Raw genomic sequence first — 520 nt, 5'->3', positions numbered from 1 at the left:
TAATTATTAAAAAATTATTTTATTGTTTTTTATATTTTATTCTTAATGGTGATCGTGTTCTGCTACTGCTGTTCCGATAAATAACGAAACTAACATTGTGAATACGAACGCTTGTAATGCCGCTACTAACAACTCTAAACAGTAGATAAATAACGCTAATGGAATAGATCCACCTGCCATAGCTTCTGTTTGGAAAATAAAGATTAACGAAATTAACGACATAATGATGATGTGACCTGCTGTAATGTTCGCAAATAAACGAATCATTAAGGCGAAAGGTTTTGTAATAATCCCGATTAACTCAATTGGAGCTAAAATTAATTTTACTGGAACCGGTACACCTGGCATCCATAACATATGTCCCCAGTAACCTTTATTTCCTGAGAAATTAATTACGATTAATGCAATTAATGCTAATACAAACGTAACTGCGATATTACCTGTAACGTTAGCTGCACCTGGTAACAATCCTAATAAATTGTTGATCCAAATGAAGAAAAATAACGTTAATAAATATGGC

The 520-nt window shown here is 32.3% G+C and carries 1 protein-coding gene; it reads right to left on the bottom strand.

Features of this window, described 5'->3' with window-relative positions; translation table 11 throughout:
- Positions 1 to 42 precede the first annotated feature (42 nt).
- Positions 43 to 520, bottom strand: a 478-nt coding sequence (gene atpB / locus B3R94_RS06520; protein WP_291099471.1) for a F0F1 ATP synthase subunit A, incomplete at its 5' end; no start/stop codon positions are given.

Origin of the sequence: Empedobacter sp. UBA7611, from assembly GCF_002484365.1 — a bacterium.
Taxonomy (GTDB): Bacteria; Bacteroidota; Bacteroidia; order Flavobacteriales; family Weeksellaceae; genus Empedobacter; species Empedobacter falsenii_B.
Note: the sequence above shows the minus strand (reverse complement) of the source record. Positions and strands in the feature narration are given on the sequence as shown.